This window comes from Embleya sp. NBC_00888, from assembly GCF_045207655.1.
GTDB lineage: Bacteria > Actinomycetota > Actinomycetes > Streptomycetales > Streptomycetaceae > Embleya.
In genome coordinates this window covers 1,557,703-1,571,359 of record NZ_CP108785.1, presented here as the reverse complement: position 1 = coordinate 1,571,359, position 13,657 = coordinate 1,557,703, and the positions used below count along the sequence as shown (strand labels likewise).

At 72.4% G+C, this 13,657-nt stretch carries 13 protein-coding genes and 1 pseudogene; 11 read left to right on the top strand and 3 right to left on the bottom strand.

What is annotated here, in order from left to right:
• The first annotated feature begins 21 nt into the window (after positions 1-21).
• On the top strand, positions 22-936 hold the full coding sequence (locus OG948_RS41200) for an MBL fold metallo-hydrolase (RefSeq protein ID WP_331770094.1): 915 nt from the start codon (positions 22-24) through the stop codon (positions 934-936).
• A 21-nt stretch (positions 937-957) separates the two neighbouring features.
• Entirely contained in the window at positions 958-2,499 is a 1,542-nt protein-coding gene (locus OG948_RS41195) for a carboxylesterase family protein (protein WP_331770093.1), read from the top strand.
• A gap of 361 nt (positions 2,500-2,860) precedes the next feature.
• On the opposite strand, the pseudogene OG948_RS41190 reads toward OG948_RS41195, so the two are convergent.
• Both OG948_RS41190 and OG948_RS41185 read right to left on the bottom strand, forming a co-directional pair.
• A pseudogene (locus tag OG948_RS41190) lies at positions 2,861-3,756 on the bottom strand (aldo/keto reductase); the annotation flags it as partial.
• On the bottom strand, positions 3,753-4,631 hold the full coding sequence (locus OG948_RS41185) for an NAD-dependent epimerase/dehydratase family protein (protein ID WP_406300571.1): 879 nt from the start codon (positions 4,629-4,631) through the stop codon (positions 3,753-3,755). The gene OG948_RS41185 and the pseudogene OG948_RS41190, both read right to left, overlap by 4 nt.
• 10 nt (positions 4,632-4,641) lie before the next feature.
• Between OG948_RS41185 and OG948_RS41180 the strand changes: the two genes are divergently transcribed.
• Positions 4,642-5,472 (top strand): LysR substrate-binding domain-containing protein, encoded by an 831-nt coding sequence (locus OG948_RS41180; RefSeq protein WP_331770091.1) that lies wholly within the window; start codon positions 4,642-4,644, stop codon positions 5,470-5,472.
• Here OG948_RS41180 and OG948_RS41175 read toward each other — a convergent pair.
• On the bottom strand, positions 5,440-6,276 hold the full coding sequence (locus tag OG948_RS41175; protein ID WP_331770090.1) for a class II glutamine amidotransferase: 837 nt from the start codon (positions 6,274-6,276) through the stop codon (positions 5,440-5,442). The two genes, OG948_RS41180 and OG948_RS41175, sit on opposite strands and share 33 nt — an antisense overlap.
• Positions 6,277-6,862: 586 nt before the next feature.
• Between OG948_RS41175 and OG948_RS41170 the strand changes: the two genes are divergently transcribed.
• The 8 genes from OG948_RS41170 (at position 6,863) to OG948_RS41135 (ending at position 13,580) form a co-directional block, all read left to right on the top strand.
• The gene (locus OG948_RS41170; RefSeq protein WP_331770089.1) at positions 6,863-7,183 is read left to right on the top strand and encodes a cupin domain-containing protein; all 321 of its coding nucleotides are present in this window, start codon (positions 6,863-6,865) and stop codon (positions 7,181-7,183) included.
• 163 nt (positions 7,184-7,346) lie between these two features.
• Complete coding sequence (locus tag OG948_RS41165) at positions 7,347-8,009, top strand: hypothetical protein (RefSeq protein WP_331770088.1); 663 nt, start codon at positions 7,347-7,349, stop codon at positions 8,007-8,009.
• Positions 8,009-8,446, top strand: coding sequence for a roadblock/LC7 domain-containing protein (locus OG948_RS41160; RefSeq protein WP_331770087.1), 438 nt, complete (start codon positions 8,009-8,011; stop codon positions 8,444-8,446). The genes OG948_RS41165 and OG948_RS41160 overlap by 1 nt, the downstream gene beginning before the upstream one ends.
• Positions 8,443-8,823, top strand: coding sequence for a DUF742 domain-containing protein (locus tag OG948_RS41155; protein ID WP_331770086.1), 381 nt, complete (start codon positions 8,443-8,445; stop codon positions 8,821-8,823). The genes OG948_RS41160 and OG948_RS41155 overlap by 4 nt, the downstream gene beginning before the upstream one ends.
• Positions 8,804-9,397: an ATP/GTP-binding protein gene (locus OG948_RS41150; protein WP_331770085.1), complete on the top strand. Its 594-nt coding sequence runs from the start codon at positions 8,804-8,806 to the stop codon at positions 9,395-9,397. The genes OG948_RS41155 and OG948_RS41150 overlap by 20 nt, the downstream gene beginning before the upstream one ends.
• The gene (locus tag OG948_RS41145; RefSeq protein WP_331770084.1) at positions 9,394-10,686 is read left to right on the top strand and encodes a cytochrome P450; all 1,293 of its coding nucleotides are present in this window, start codon (positions 9,394-9,396) and stop codon (positions 10,684-10,686) included. The genes OG948_RS41150 and OG948_RS41145 overlap by 4 nt, the downstream gene beginning before the upstream one ends.
• 1 nt (position 10,687) lies before the next feature.
• Positions 10,688-12,553: a helix-turn-helix domain-containing protein gene (locus OG948_RS41140; RefSeq protein ID WP_406300570.1), complete on the top strand. Its 1,866-nt coding sequence runs from the start codon at positions 10,688-10,690 to the stop codon at positions 12,551-12,553.
• 259 nt (positions 12,554-12,812) lie between these two features.
• On the top strand, positions 12,813-13,580 hold the full coding sequence (locus OG948_RS41135; protein WP_331770082.1) for a restriction endonuclease: 768 nt from the start codon (positions 12,813-12,815) through the stop codon (positions 13,578-13,580).
• Positions 13,581-13,657 lie beyond the last annotated feature (77 nt).

Genomic DNA, 13,657 nt, shown 5'->3' with positions numbered 1-13,657 from the left:
TCGAATTCTCCAGGAATCCCCATGGAACAGATCGATCTCGGCGACGTCACCATCACCCGGGTCTGGGAATACTACGGTTCCGTCGAAATGACACCCGACACCTTCTTCCCAGAGAGCTCGAAGGAAGTCTGGGAAGACGGCGCTCCCTGGCTGGCCCCGCATTTTCTGGATTCCGAGACCAATATCGTGAATTCCGCGATCCAGACCTGGCTGCTGCGCAGCGAGGGCAGGACCATCCTCGTCGACACCGGCGTGGGCAATCACAAGGAGCGCCCGTACGCGCCGGTCTGGAGCCACCTGGAAACGGACTTCCTCGCCAATCTCGCCCGCGCCGGCGTCGAGCCCGAGGACGTGGACATCGTGATCAACACGCATCTCCACGTGGACCACGTCGGCTGGAACACATATCTGGACGGGCGGAATTGGGTTCCCACATTTCCCAATGCCACCTATCTGATGCCGAAGGACGACTACGACTTCTGGAACCCGGAGAACGGCCACAAGCCACTGCTCGGTCGCGGCAACCAGAACGTCTTCGAGGACAGTGTGGCCCCGGTGGCCCGGGCCGGCCGGACGCTGTTGTGGGAGGACAGCCACCGGATCGACGCCCACCTGCGCCTGGACGCGGCACCAGGGCACACACCCGGCTCCTCCGTACTGACCCTCGCCTCCGGGACGGACCGCGCGGTCTTCGTCGGCGACATGCTGCACAACCCGGTGCAGATCCTCGAACCGGACGCCAACAGCTGTTTCTGCGAGGACCCGGCGGGTGCCCGCGCCACCCGTCGGAAGGTGCTGGGCTGGGCGGCCGACAACAACGCCCTCGTCATCCCCGCCCACCTGGGCGGCCACGGCGCGGCCGAAGTCGTGCGCGAGGGCGACAGGTTCGCCATCAAGGGTTGGGCCCCCTTCACCCCGTACCCCGAGCAGGACTGAGACCCGCGGAAAGGCGACACCGTGAACGACATCGTGACCACCAGGCAGGGGGCCGTCCGCGGTCTGCGCCGAGACGACGGCACCGCCGCCTATCTGAACATCCCGTACGCCGCCCCTCCTCGGGGTGCGGGCCGCTTCGCCCCACCGCGGCCGCACGAGCCGTGGGAGGGCATCCGGGACGCCGGCGTGCCGGGACCCAACGCCCCCCAGTCCGAGCGCACGCTCGGCGGCGTGGACATGTCCCCCTACTTCGGGGCCGGATGGAGCCGCGGGGAGGACTACCTCACCGTCAACGTCTTCACGCCCGCGGCGGATGCCGTCACGCCTGCGGCCGACGGCCTTCCGCCCGCGGCCGCGGGCGCCGGACGGCCGGTCATGGTGTTCGTGCACGGCGGCGGATTCGTCGCCGGTTCGACGCGGTCCGCGTTGTACGACGGGTCCGCCTTCGCGCGTGACGGCGTTGTTCTCGTCACCCTCAACTACCGGCTCGGCATCGCCGGGTTCCTCGACATCGCCGGGGCGCCCGCGAACCGCGGCCTGCTCGACGTGGTCGCCGCGCTGCGCTGGGTGGGGGAGAACATCGCCGCCTTCGGGGGTGACCCGGGCAACGTCACCCTCTTCGGCCAGTCGGCCGGGGCGACCATCGTCGGCGGCGTCCTGGCCACCCCCGAAGCCGCGGGCCTGTTCCGCCGGGCGATCGTGCAAAGCGGCAGCGGCCTGGGGGCGTTCAGCACCGAGCAGGCCGCCCGTGTCACCAGGGCGGCGGCCGAGCACCTGGGCATCGAGCCGCACGTCGACGCCTTCGCGGACATCCCCGACGAACGCCTGGTCGAGGCCGCCTCCCGGCTCGCCGGCATCGACCTGCGCACCGACGCACACCACGACCCGCTGATCGGCCTCAGCCCGTTCAGCCTGGTCCTGGACACCCAGCCCGCCGAGTCCGTCGCGGCCGGCTTGGGCGCCGACATCGACCTGCTCATCGGGACCAACACCGAGGAGGGAAACCTCTATCTGGTCCCCGTGGACAAGTACGCCGGCTCGACCGCCGGCGACGTCGACGACACGGCGGCGCGCGCGCATCCGAACCCGGCGCGGCTCGTCGAGACGTACCGGAAGGCCCGTCCCGAGGCGTCCTTCGGCGAACTGCGGTCCGCCATCATGGGCGACGCGCTGTTCGGCGCGGGGAGCTGGGCGCTGGCCGGCGCACATGCCGGGCACCCCCGATCCGGCACCTTCGCCTACGAGTTCGCCTGGCGATCGCAGGCGCTGAACGGACGGCTCGGTGCCACCCACGCGGTGGAACTGCCGTTCGTCTTCGATCTCGCGCGACTTCCGCAGTTGCGGGGTGCGGGCGCGCTTCTCGGCCCCGACGAGCCCCCCGCGGAACTCGCCACCCGCATGCACGCGACCTGGATCCGCTTCGCCGCCACCGGCAACCCCGGCTGGGACCCCTACGACACCGAGCGCCGGCCCACGATGCGCATCGACGCCGAGTGGACCCAGGTCGACGCCCCCCGTAGTCGGGAACAACATGCCTGGATACGCCCGTTCGCCCACACCTGAGCGCGCCTCCGGCTTCCGCCGGGACCGTCGGTGCACGCGTCCGTCGCGATCCGGATGACGACCACCGGCCGCCTCGTCCCCGGACATGGCCCGGCACAGCCCGGCGGATGGCGGAGTCCTGGTCCGAATGCGCCCGAGGATCGGGTGTGTGGTGTGTCCCGTGGTGTCAGCGAGTTCGCCCGCTGCGTTCCCGGGGGCCGCCGGTCCCGCGCGTCCGGCTCAGGGCCTTCGGGGAGCCCGGGTATTTCCCCATCGGGTTCGAACACCGCCATGTCCGTTCCCGGGACAACTCTTCGGCCGACTCGTGTCCGGGACGCACGCGCGTTCCGGACCGGGTGTCGGGTCGATCCGCGCCCGATCGCAGGTGCAGGCTCGCCGGTTCCGCCGCCGTCAAGGCGAGCGCGGCTGCTGCGGCCGAGTCGCGGATCGAGGTGGGTCGGCGCGCGCCCGGGATCGGGATCACCGCCGGTGACTGGGCCAGATGCCAGGCCAGGCAGATCTGTTGCGGGCTGACGCCGTGGGCGCGGGCGAGGGTGTGGAAGGGCGTGTCGGGCGTCGGCGCGGTGGTTCCCGGATCGTCGACGGCGCTGAGCGAGATCCCGCCGAGCGGGCTCCACGGCAAAAAGGCCAGGCCGAGCCCGGTGCAGAGGTCGAGGGTGTCCCGGGTGCACGAGTGTGCCGGGGAGAAGCGGTTCTGTACCGAGACCAGACGCGGGCCGAGGATCTCGCGCGCTGTGCGGATCTGCCCGCGGTCCACGTTGGAGAGGCCGACCATCCGGATCGTGCCGGCGTCGGCCAGGTCCCGCAGCGCGCCGACCGAGTCGGCGAAGGGCACGGCCGGGTCCGACTTGTGCAGTTGGTAGAGGCCGATCGCCTCGACACCGAGCCGGGTCGCCGAGCCCTCGGCCGCGCGGCGCAGGTGGCGCGGGTCGCCGTGGACCGTCCACGACCCGTCGCCGGGACGACCCCGGCCGCCCTTGGTCGCCACCAGTACGTCGTGCGCCCCGCTTCCGTGGGCGGCGGGCGCGCGGGCGATCAGTCGTTCGTTGTGGCCGAGTTCGCCGGCGTGCCGGTGGTAGCAGTCGGCGGTGTCGATCAGCCGTACACCCGCGTCGAGCGCGGCGTGGATCGTGGCGAGCGCCTGTTCCTCGTCGGGGCGCCCCCGACGGAGAGCGGCATCGCGCCGAGGCCGATGGTGCCCACCGCGATTCCGCCGATGGTGCGTGGCGAGGCCGGTGTGTCCGGAGTCCCCGTCATCCCCGAGCCTCCTCGACGACCAGCGGCAGCCAGTCGGCGACCGAGGAGAACCGGAAGCCCACGCGGGCTGCCCGGCCGGTGTCCATGGCATAGCAGCGGTCGAAGGAGAACGGTGAGAACGGCTCGCCCGTCCCGACGAGCAGGATCGGGTCCGTGCCGGTCGAGCGGCCGATCGCCGCGCACAACCCGCGTACGTCCAGTGTCCCGTGGGAGGCCGCGTTGACGGGCCCGGTGAAGTCCGCCGCCGCGGCCCAGGCCAGGAAGCGGGCGATCTCCGGCGCGTGGACGAAGGAGGCGGGCCGGGGCGCGGGGTGGACCACCACCGGCCGGCCGCGTTCGATGCGCTCGACGTAGTGGGCGAGGCGCCCGGTGAAGTCCGCGCCGCCGAGGACGTGCGCGGTGCGGACGACTGCGACGTCGAAGGGTGCCTGCCTGGTGAGCAGGGCCTCCGCCTGGCGTTTGCCTTCGCCGTAGTGCTCCGCCCGGAACCGATCGTCGGCCCAGGGGAGTTCCGGGTCCACCGGCCAGGCCGACGGATCGACGGCGTCCTCGGTGAGGGCGGAACCGTCCGGTCGGGCGAGTTCGGCGTAGACCTCGACCGTCGAGGTCAACACGTAGCGCCGGGTGCGGTCGGCGAAGACCCGGGCGGCGACGGCCGCTTGGAGCGGCGAGTAGCAGACTTGGTCGACCACCACGTCGAAGCGCCGGTCGCCGAGCGCGGCGCGCAGTTCGGCCTCGTCGTCACGGTCGGCGCGCAGGTGGGTCACGCCCTGTGGCGCGGGCGTCGACCCGCGGTTGACGACGGTCACCGCCGCCCCCGCGTCCGACAGTTCCTCGACCAGTCGCCGCCCGAAATGGCGGCTCCCTCCGATCACGCACACGTCCGTGGTGGAGGCCGCGGACGCGATCGCCGCCGAACTGACCGACACCCGGCAGCGCATCGACCGGCCGGCCGCCGAGCGCACCGTACTCACCGTCGCCACGTTCGCCGGCGCGGGCAGGCGGCTGCTGCCCGGCGCCCTGGCCGGATTCGTCTCGGACCATCCGGAAGTGGAGCTGACGATCCTGGAGGCGGAGCCGGAGGAGAGCCTGCCCGCCGTCCGCGAGGGACGGGCCGACCTCGCCCTCGCCTACCACTACGACGGCCCGCCACCCGCCCGGCCCGGCGACCGCTCCGGCCTGGACTGGACGCCCCTGGGCGTGGACCCGCTGCGAGTCGTGCTCCCGCGCGGCCACCCGGTCGCGGTCCGCTGTTCGACCCGGCCCGAGCCACCGCATCCGGCCGAACTCGCCGACCAGCGATGGATCCTGGGCTGCCGCAAGTCCGCCGCCCGGTTCGCCCACCACGCCGCCCTGGCCGGCGTCGAGTTGCGCATCGCGTGCACGGCCACGGACTACGACTTCGCCCGGTCACTCGTCCGCGCGGGCGTCGGCATCGCACTGATCCCCGAGATCGGCCTGACCCGGCACGAGGAGCTGATCGACCTCCCGCTGGCCGAGCCGAGCCCGCGCCGCCATCTGGGCCTGGCCCTCTCCCGACGCCGCCGCGGCCCCGCCGCACGGCCGGCCGAGCAGTTGGCGTCCCGACTCGTCGACCAGGCACGGGCATGGACGCCGAGCGGCCCGGCTTCGTGGGTCGAGCCGGGCCGGTACGTCCCCGGGAAAAAGTGGGACCGTGATCCCTCAGGTGGGCGGGCTGGGGGTGAAGGGGTGTAGTTCATTCTCGCCGGACTGCACGATGCCGTAGCTGCTCTCGGGGACCTCGTTCCAGGCACCGGGAAGGTCGCCGGGGGGCTCCGACACGATCAGGCGGGTCTGGTCGGAAACCTCGCGCAGGAACGCCACATCGGGGTGGAGCGCGCGCAGCGTGTCCACCCGGGTGCTGTAGAAGAGCGAGCGGGACTGCGTCTGGCTGGAGTAGCGGAATGCCCACAGTCGTTGGCCGTTGGTCACCGCGACCGTCATCTGCAGCGGGAACTCCACGCCGTGCCGTCGACCGGTGTGTTCCACCAGGCCGGCCATCCGCGCCACGGCGCCCGGCGGGTCCTGCTCCAGGCCGAAGGTGAGTGCCAGGAAGAACATGAGTTCGGAGTCCGTCGATCCCTCGATGTCGGGAAAGAGGTCCGGGTCGACGGCCAGGGCCAGGTCTCGCTTGCTGCGGTGGAAGTCGGTGATGGCACCATTGTGCATCCACATCCAACGCCCGCGACGGAACGGGTGGCAGTTGCTCTGTTGGACCGCCGTGCCGGTCGAGGCCCGGATGTGCGCGAAGATCAGTGGAGAGCGGACGTGGTCGGCGATCTCCCGGAGATTGCGGTTGCTCCATGCCGGGCCGGTGTCCCGAACGAGCGCCGGAGCGTCGATGCCGGGTGTGTACCAGCCGACGCCGAACCCGTCGCCATTGGTCGTCTCGACGCCCAGCCGGGAGTGCAGGCTCTGATCGATCAGCGAGTGAGTCGGTTTGTAGAGGATGGTCTCGAGCAGGATGGGGGTTCCCGCGTAGGCGAGCCAACGGCACATCGTCTACCGCCTCAGGTCTTGGGATTGCGCTGCGGAACCTGCGCCGCGCAACCGCGTCGTGGATCTGCGCCGCCGCGCCCGAACCGCCGCGCCCGACACGAGCGCGTGCGGATCCGGCCTCGGGACATCGCTCCCCGCCACACGGCTCCCGGGGCCTCGGCGACGTGGCCGCGGACCGCTTCCGCGTCGACGTCGTGGATGTCCACGCCGCCCGGATTCCACGGCCTCCTCCTTTCGACTCTAGGCACGTCCGCCGGTGGCTGCACCCGGGCGGAAACCGATGCGTCAGGGGCGGCGGCCGGATCGGAGCGCGGACCCGGCCGGCCGCGGTCCTGCGGCATGCGCGGCCGGCACCGGCGGCGCACTCGCCGGTGCACGCGCGCCCTTGGTTCGGTCGACGCGGTGACCGGCAGGCACATCCGGTGGGAAGAGATGGTGCACGGGGCCCCATCGGGCGCCGGAAATTGGTGCACGGAGGTCGTAGTTCCGGCCACGCGCGTCCCTCTAGCGTGCTCATCACCGCCGACCGGACCGAGACCGGGTTCCGGGCGGTCGAGATGTGTGCCGTGCAACGGAAGGGACGATCATGCAGTCAGGATTCCGGGTGACCTCGATCCAGGACACGCCGCCGTCGACGGTCGCCGACGGGATCGTCGCCCGTGTGCTGAAGGAAGGCAGCACCGAGGACCCGTCGGTCGTCATGGAGCTGAACTTCGCGCCGGGCGCCGCCTTCGGGAAGGACGCCCATGCCCAGCCGGAGATCCTGATCGTCACCGAGGGCGTCTTCCTGGACGGACACGCCGAGTACGGCGAGGGCAGCGTCATCGTGGGTACCCCGGGCTCGGTGCACTTTCCGCAGTCCACAGTGGGCTGCACGGTGCTCGCGATCCACCCCGCGGGCCTGTAGCGCCGAAGGGCCTGGTGATGTCGATGACCAGCGCACCGGAGTCCCGTTGGCCCGGGCAACCGCGACCCCGCCGGATGACCTTGGCCGTCTACCGGGTCGACGAGACGACCGGTGATCGCGTCCCGGTTGCCGCGCCGCAGACCGTCGTCGTCTCCGAGCGCGTGTGCGCGCAGACGAACGCGTACCCGGTCTGCCGCTGTCGGCGCTGCCGCCCGCCCGGTTCCTGACGACGGCCCGGCCCGGCGGGCCGACGGACTCCGGCGGTGTCCGGGCCGACCTGCTGATCCCCACCGGGCATCTCGTCGTGGACGGACCGGAGGAAACGCGGTACCCACCCATGGCAGTGGAACAGGAACCGCCGCCCGCCGCCGCGCCGTCCCCGGCCGAACTGCCCGCGGGTCGGGCGTACGCGGCCGAACCGAACGCGGCTCCGGCCGAGTTGCCCGCGGCTCACCAGTACCCGGCCGAGTTGCCCGCGGTTCAGCCGTACGCCGCCGAACTCCCCGCGGTTCAGCCGTACATCGCCGAGTTGCCCGCGGCTCGGCAGCGCACGGCCGAGACGGGTGGCGGGACCGACGTCCCCACCGCGGTGTCCCCGGCGACGTCCCCGTCCGGCACGGCGGGTGAAACGCCCGCCGGACCGGAGTTGACCGCGTACGGGCTGCCCAAGCGGCAGCCGCGGCGCGCGGCGCGCGGGGACCCGGCGCCGCGACAGGAGGAGGTGGCCGACGCCGAGGCGTTCACCGAGGGGTTCGCTCGGCTCAGGGGTGTCCTGGCGGCCGAGTACGACCGAAGCGACAGCGTCAACGAAGGTTGGAGCACGTGATGTCCGAGTACCCGCACGCCACGGCCGACACGGCCGACCTGCGCCCGCAACTCAATGCGCTCCTCGGGGAGGGCGTCGTCTCCGCCGTGCTGTTCTCGACCGACGGGCTGGCGCCGGCGGCCACCGACGGCCTGGGCCGTGACGAGGCCGAGCGGTCCTGCGCGGCGTTCGCCGGCGTGGCCTCCCTGCAGGACACCTTCGCCGACTGTTGCCGAACCACGCCGGACAACCTCTTGATGCGCTATCAGATCATGGACTTCACGCGGTACACGGTCCTATTGCTCGCGGCAGGCCGCAACAGCGGCCTGGGCGTCGCCGTCGAAGGCGACTCGATCAGCCGGAACGTGCAGTTGGCACTGTCGAAATCGCTCAAACTCATCAAGGCCCTGGGACCGTTCCTGGCCGCCCGGGACCGCCAGGCACCCGCCCGGACATGACCTCCGGCGCGGGCGGTAGCGGCCACACGCGCCGCGGCGTCGTCCGCTCGCACACGGTCATCCGCGCGGAAGCGGTGGCACCGGAGGGCGAACGCCCCCGCATCGACGTGGCGACGCTGCTGTCGGTGGACCCCACGGCCCCGGTGACCGGACTCGGCGTCCAAGCGCGCCGCGTGGTCGCCCTGTTGGTGCCGGGGGTGTTGTCGGTGGCGGACGTCTCCGCGCATCTGGAGCTTCCGGGGGCCGTGGCGCGTGCCGTCGTCGTGGACCTGGTCGTCAGCGGCCACGTACGCGCCGCGGACCCCTTCACGCCGCTCGCGCAGCCGCACGACCGGGACTTCCTCGAAAGGGTTCTGCATGGCCTCCAGCGTCTCTGACCGCGGATACCTGCCCGCCAGGGCACGATCGGTGAAGGTCGTGGTCCTGGGGGCGTTCGGTGTCGGCAAGACCACCTACGTGGCGACGCTCTCGGAGATGCGTCCGCTGCACACCGAGGAGCGACTGACGCGTGCCGGCGAACTGGTGGACGACGTGGCGGTGGACACGAAGTCGACGACCACGGTGGCCATGGACTTCGGGCGGCGCACGCTCGGCGACGGCGACATCGTGGTCTACCTGTTCGGCGCACCCGGGCAGCCGCGCTTCGCCGCGATGATCCGTTCGCTGCTGACCGGTGCCCTGGGCGGGCTGGCGCTCGTCGACACCCGGTACATCGACCGGTCCTACGAGTCGATCGACCTCCTCGAGGAGGCCGAACTGCCGTACGTCGTGGCCGTCAACACCTTCCCCGGAGCCCCCGAATACCCCGAGGACGTGCTGCGCGACGCACTGACCCTCCCCGGCGACCGCCCTCTCGTCTTCATCGACGCCCGCACCATGCACTCGGCGAAGCGCGCCCTGGTCGCGCTGGTCTCCGACATCCTCCGACCCGCAGGGAGCCGCGCCCGATGACCGACCGGGACCAGCAAGCCGCCGCCGTGCCACGGTTGTTCGGCACGGCGTTTCGTGAACGCCCCGAAGCGGCCCACGGATCACTGCGCGCCGCCGGACCGGTGGCGTGGGCCGAAGTCGCCGACGGCGTACGGGTCCTCGTGGTCACCGACCACGCCGCCGCCCGGGAACTCCTCGGCGACCCGGCGTACACCAGGGACCCGGGCACGTGGGAGGCCCTGGCGCGCGACCGCGTCCCGCCCGGACTCGCGCTCATGTACGCCGGCGGTCTCCAGCACACCGACGCCGAGGAGCACCGGCGGTTGCGGCGGGTCGTGGACGACTGCCTGGCCTGCGTCGATCTGCACTCCGTCCGGCGCGGTGTCCAGCGCTACGCACGGGAACTCGTCAAGGCCTTCGCCCACCGCGGACACGCGGACCCGATGGCCGAGTTCGCCGAACGCGTCGCCGTCCACACCCTGGTCGAGCTGCTCGGCGGCACGGCGGAGATCGCCGACCGTGTCCGTGCGTACGCCTGGCCCGTGGTCGACGCGCTGCCGGAGGCGGCCGAGGCATCCGGGGAACTCAACCGTGCGCTGGGCGAAGTGGTCGCGGCCAAGCGAGCCCGGCCCGGTGCCGACGTGACGTCGTGGATGTTGGCGCATCCGGCGGCGCTCGGCGACCGGGAGGCCGAACTGCTGCTGCGCTCGATGGTGCTGTTGGGCGCCACGTCCACGGCCGCCTGGATCGGGACCACGCTGCACGCGCTGCTCACCGAACCGGCCTATGCCGGCGAACTCGTCGGCGGCGCGGTGACGATCCGCGACGCGATGGACGCCACCCTGGCGACCCGGTGCCCGGTGGTGAACGCGTCGGTGCACTACGCGCGGCGGCCCACCACCCTGCACGGGGTCGCGATACCCGCCGGGGTGCCGATCCTGATCGGCCACGCCGCCACCGGCCCGGCCCCGGCTCGGCCCGGCATGCCGCGGCCCCGGGACCGCAGCCACCTGGCGTGGTCGGCCGGCCCCCATCGATGCCCCGCGCGGGCGGTGGCCTCCACCATCGCCGAAGCGGCGATCGAAACGGTCGTCGACGCCCTGTGGGACCTGGCCACACCCACTCCGGCGATCTCCGGCAGGCCCGGCCCGTTCCGGCGGTGCCCGGCGCACCTGGGCGTACTGTTCGCGCCCGACGACGGACGCGGCGCCGGCGGGCCGCCCGCGCGAGGCGACGGCGAACCCGTCGTGGACACTGATTCCGGTTCCGGTCTGAAAGGGGTGACCGCAGGACATGTTGTCCCTGCGTGACTTGAGTGCGATTCCCGAGTTCGGGCTGAATCCGGTGGTCGGCGCGGATCGGGAGGTGCACCGCGCCCTCATCCTGTCCGGCCGCGAGTGGATCGGCGCGGACATCGCGAACGCCCTGATCGTCGCCAACGCCGCGAACCTCCAGGTCGTGGACCGGCTGCTGGCGACCCTCGCCGCGGGTGGGGCGGCCGGGATCGCGGTCGCGGAAGCCCCCGACGAAGCCTCCATCGCCGCGCTCCGGCGAGCCGCGGAGCACCGCGGCTTCCCGCTGCTCACCTCCACGCGCCCGCTCTCCGCGTGGCGATCCGGCCTCGCGCAGAGCGTCCTGGACCTCGGCGCGGACCGGGCCCGGCGGCACGCCGCCAGATTGGCGGAACTGATCGGGCAGCTCAAGACCTGCCACGACGCCGTCGGGGCGATCAGTCGGCTCCTGGCCGACGAGTTGGACGCGGAAGTCGTCGTACGCGGCGCGGACGGCATCCTCGCCGCGGTGCCACCGGCCGCCCCGCTCACGCTGGCCTCGGTCATCCAACGGCCGGACCGCCCCTTGCAGACGACGCCGGCCGGCCTGTTCGCCGGCACCGTCCACCTGTCGGCCGACCAGGTCCTGATCGTCGCGACCAAGGAGCCCGCCGGGCGGGCGGACCGGGAGATCGTCCAGCACGCGGCCACGGCACTGACGTTCGCCCTGGCGCCCCGGCCCCGGCAGACCGACACGGCCCTGACCACCGCCGTCCGCGGCATCCGGCTCTCCGCCTTCCAACTCCTGATGACCGGCAGCACCACCCACGCGCGACGGGTCATGGCCGGCGTCACCCCCGGGCTCCTGGACAGCGAGTCCGCCCGGGTCTTCGTGGTGGACTGCGCACGCGCAGACCGCGACACCGTCATGGCCGAGGTGGAACGCAGCCTCCACGACCGAGCACTGGCCATCCGCTGCCCCGCCTACCACGAGCACGTCATCGTCGTCGTCCCCGAACACCCCGGCACCGACGCGGAACGCGAACTTCGGGCCCTGCGCCAGGCGTTCGGCACCGCGGACGTCGCGGTCGGAGGCAGCCCGGTGCATCCGCTGGAAGGAGTCGGCGACGCCTACGGGGAAGCGGCCGACGCCCTGTCCCGTGCGGTGCACCACCCGGAGCGCACGGTCATCACCTCGTCCCGCACCCCCGGCCTGGTGGACGTCCTGCCGGACGCCGCCCGCGCGTGGGCCGCCGGGTTCCTGGAGCCGATCCTGAGCCTGCCGCGAGCCGGGCAGCAGATCCTGGAAGCCACCGCGATGGCACTGGAGTTCCGGACGTCGGCGGCGGCCCGGATCATCGGCGTGCACCGCAACACGATCGCCCGGCGGGTCAACCACGTGTGCGCCGAGATCGGGATCGACCCGGACCGCACGCTCGACCGCATCACGCTGTCCCTGGCAATCCAGATCGTCGGCACACTCCCCTCGACGCCCCCCGGGCAGGGCTCGGAGGTGTCACTGCACGGCGTTCTCTCCCATCCCCAGGTCCGTGGCTGGGCGGACCGGACGCTGCGGCCGCTGGCGGACGATCGACGCGACCTCATCCGTACCCTGCGAACCTGGGTGCTCACCGAGTTCAACGCCGACGCGACGGCGGCACGCCTGGGGATCGCCACCAAGACCGTCCGCGCACACATCCACGCCGCGGAACCCCTCCTCGCCAAAGACCTGATCACCGGCCTGCCGCAGGACGTGGCGGAGGAGGGGGAGCAGCGCCTGAGCGGCCTAAGGACGCTGACCGTCGCGCTGTACGCGACCACGCCACCGGGAGGCGCGCACCCCGCGCTGCCCGGCGACCCGCCCCGGCCCGTCCCGGGCGCCGGCGGCTTCGCCGCAAGCCGCTGACAGCCGCCTTCGACCTCTCGCCCCGCCGCCGACCCGGCCGACGCGAACGCACGGCAATGGCCGGCCGAACGCGGGGGTTGGAACCGGCGATCGAGGGCAGCGTCAGGGAAGCTTGAACGTCGCCCGCCCATCGGCGAGTTGCGTGCCCGGCAGGGTACGCACCGGCCGGGTGCGGAGCGGCTTCGAGGTGGGAACGCGGGACGCCGGATGGTCCGTTGTGGCGGAGTCCGCGGCTTGGGTCGGGGAAGAGGGAGCGGACTTGGGCACGATACGTCCCACGGTCGACGATGCGGTGGCCGAGTTCGGCCCGGGACGGCTCGGGCGCGGCACCGGTCGGGAGGCGCGAATCGGTGGATTCGTGCGATTCGACCGCGTGTTCTGGTGGCTCGCGCCTTCCGTGTGTGTCGTCGCGGCGTATTGCGGTGTGCGACGGGAGTGGGACCTGTTGGCGGCGATCGTGGTCGTCGCCGTGACGGTGATCGGCGTGTTGTACGCGTGTGGTCGGCTCCGGCCGGCGGTTCGATCCGAACGGCGGCGATGGGCGCCGCGGACACGGGCGATCGCGCGACCGGGGGCGGTGTCCTTCGCCGCCGTGGACGCCATGACCGGAGCCCGATTCGAGGAACACGTCGCGGAGTTGTGTCGTCGTGACGGGTGCGCCGACGTGGTGGTCAGCGGTGGCGCGGGCGACCTGGGGGCGGATGTCGTCGCCCGGCTCCCCGACGGGCGCAGCCTCGTCGTCCAATGCAAGCGACTCGGTAGGACACGCGCCGTGGGCAGTCCGGACATGCAACGCTTCGTGGGAACCGCCCGGCCGGTACACCATGCCGACGTCGCGGTGCTCGTCACGAACTCCAGGTTCACGGCGCCCGCCCGTCGGCTCGCCGGGGCCCAGGACATCGTGACCCTCGACCGGCGGGCCCTGGGTCGGTGGATGGCGGGCAGCGAACTCTCGACGGTTCTGCTCGGCGGAACGGGAGCCGCGACAGAGGCGATCATCGACTTCGACGCACCACGCCTCGGATAACATTCGGTGTATTTGCCGATGGGCCGCGGCGTCGCGGATCAAAGGCGAACAGTGCGCGGATGTCCGGTGTGGGGCCG

Bases quoted from the DNA above. Each gene is read 5' to 3' on its own strand.
- OG948_RS41200 (WP_331770094.1), top strand. From the start codon at position 22: ATGGAACAGATCGATCTCGGCGACGTCACCATCACCCGGGTCTGGGAA.
- OG948_RS41175 (WP_331770090.1), bottom strand. From the start codon at position 6,276: ATGTGCCGTTGGCTCGCCTACGCGGGAACCCCCATCCTGCTCGAGACC.
- OG948_RS41170 (WP_331770089.1), top strand. From the start codon at position 6,863: ATGCAGTCAGGATTCCGGGTGACCTCGATCCAGGACACGCCGCCGTCG.
- OG948_RS41160 (WP_331770087.1), top strand. From the start codon at position 8,009: ATGTCCGAGTACCCGCACGCCACGGCCGACACGGCCGACCTGCGCCCG.
- OG948_RS41155 (WP_331770086.1), top strand. From the start codon at position 8,443: ATGACCTCCGGCGCGGGCGGTAGCGGCCACACGCGCCGCGGCGTCGTC.
- OG948_RS41150 (WP_331770085.1), top strand. From the start codon at position 8,804: ATGGCCTCCAGCGTCTCTGACCGCGGATACCTGCCCGCCAGGGCACGA.
- OG948_RS41145 (WP_331770084.1), top strand. From the start codon at position 9,394: ATGACCGACCGGGACCAGCAAGCCGCCGCCGTGCCACGGTTGTTCGGC.